The sequence below is a fragment of the Chryseobacterium arthrosphaerae genome, assembly GCF_001684965.1.
In the GTDB taxonomy this organism is placed as follows: Bacteria; Bacteroidota; Bacteroidia; order Flavobacteriales; family Weeksellaceae; genus Chryseobacterium; species Chryseobacterium arthrosphaerae.
This window is the reverse complement of the sequence record NZ_MAYG01000034.1, coordinates 1-1,786: the sequence shown is the minus strand read 5'-3', so window position 1 is coordinate 1,786 and position 1,786 is coordinate 1. Positions and strand designations below refer to the sequence as shown.

Genomic DNA, 1,786 nt, shown 5'->3' with positions numbered 1-1,786 from the left:
AAAATACAAATCCATAGCTTCGGTAATATGTTTATGCCCGATTATTATCCATGCCGGACCGCTCGACTAGTGAGCTGTTACGCACTCTTTAAATGAATGGCTGCTTCCAAGCCAACATCCTAGCTGTCAATGCAGTCCAACCGCGTTGCTTCAACTTAACATATATTTTGGGACCTTAGCTGTTGGTCTGGGTTCTTTCCCTCTCGGACATGGACCTTAGCACCCATGCCCTCACTGCCGTAGAACATTTATTAGCATTCGGAGTTTGTCAGGAATTGGTAGGATTTGACTCCCCCGCATCCAATCAGTCGCTCTACCTCTAATAAACTTATATACGACGCTGCACCTAAATGCATTTCGGAGAGTACGAGCTATCTCCCAGTTTGATTGGCCTTTCACCCCTACCCACAGGTCATCCGAAGACTTTTCAACGTCAACCGGTTCGGTCCTCCACTCTGTGTTACCAGAGCTTCAACCTGCCCATGGGTAGATCACAAGGTTTCGCGTCTAATCCTACTAACTATACGCCCTATTCAGACTCGCTTTCGCTCCGGCTCCGGTACTTAATACCTTAACCTCGCTAGTAAAATTAACTCGTAGGCTCATTATGCAAAAGGCACGCCGTCACAGCTTTATGCTGCTCCGACCGCTTGTAGGCGTACGGTTTCAGGTTCTATTTCACCCTTCTATTCGAAGTGCTTTTCACCTTTCCTTCACAGTACTTGTTCACTATCGGTCTTTCAGGAGTATTTAGCCTTGGAGGATGGTCCCCCCATATTCAGACAGGATTTCACGTGTCCCGCCCTACTCATTTATCATCAAAATATGCCTTTCGAGTACAGGATTGTCACCTTCTGTGATTGTTCTTTCCAAAACATTCCTCTAAACATATATTGACTTTTGGGCTAATCCGCTTTCGCTCGCCACTACTTACGGAATCTCTTCGATTTCTTTTCCTCCGGGTACTTAGATGTTTCAGTTCTCCGGGTTTGCTCCTCTTACGAGGTGACATGTCTTCAACATGCCGGGTTGCCCCATTCGGACATCTGCGGATCAATTCGTGTGTGCCAATCCCCGCAGCTTTTCGCAGCTTACCACGTCCTTCGTCGCCTCTGAAAGCCTAGGCATCCGCCATACGCCCTTAACGATTTCTTTCCTAATATTAAATTAGTTCAGTATTTTTTGATAAATTTAAATTTATCGATATTTTTATAAACTCGGCACTCGAAAGTGCTCGGTTATCTCTTTGTGATGTCTTTACCGTTAATGTCAATGATCTTAATTTCTTCCTGGGTAACTGATGAACAGATGTTGTTGTTGGCTCCATCCGTAACTTTTAAATCAGTATCCCAAAACTGTGGAGAATAAGGGAGTCGAACCCTTGACCTCCTGCGTGCAAGGCAGGCGCTCTAGCCAGCTGAGCTAATTCCCCCTCTAGGTGCTGTAGGCTATAGGCCATAAGCTTTAGGCTAAATGCCTACTGCTTCAAGCTTAATGCTTACCGCCTTAATTAGTAGTCTCGGGCAGGCTCGAACTGCCGACCTCTACATTATCAGTGTAGCGCTCTAACCAGCTGAGCTACGAGACTCTATTATGAGTGATGAGTAATGAGCGATAAGTAATAATTTCCATATACCTTACAACTCTACTTCTTACTCGTTTTCTCTTCCCGTTTACTAATTTCTAGTGGGTTTTGTATTTGTAATATATCAACCAAACAAAAAACTAAAGCTATGCTTTAAGTAAGTATAATGTATCTTACGATACTGATTTTGTTTAACGTCTT

General features: G+C 44.1%; 2 tRNA genes and 1 rRNA gene. All 3 read right to left on the bottom strand.

Annotated features, from left to right (window positions below):
• Positions 1–1,155: ribosomal RNA gene (locus BBI00_RS22870) — 23S ribosomal RNA — on the bottom strand; the annotation flags it as partial.
• A gap of 203 nt (positions 1,156–1,358) precedes the next feature.
• A tRNA-Ala gene (locus BBI00_RS22865) sits at positions 1,359–1,432 on the bottom strand.
• An 82-nt stretch (positions 1,433–1,514) separates the two neighbouring features.
• Positions 1,515–1,588: transfer RNA gene (locus tag BBI00_RS22860), tRNA-Ile, on the bottom strand.
• Positions 1,589–1,786: the final 198 nt, after the last annotated feature.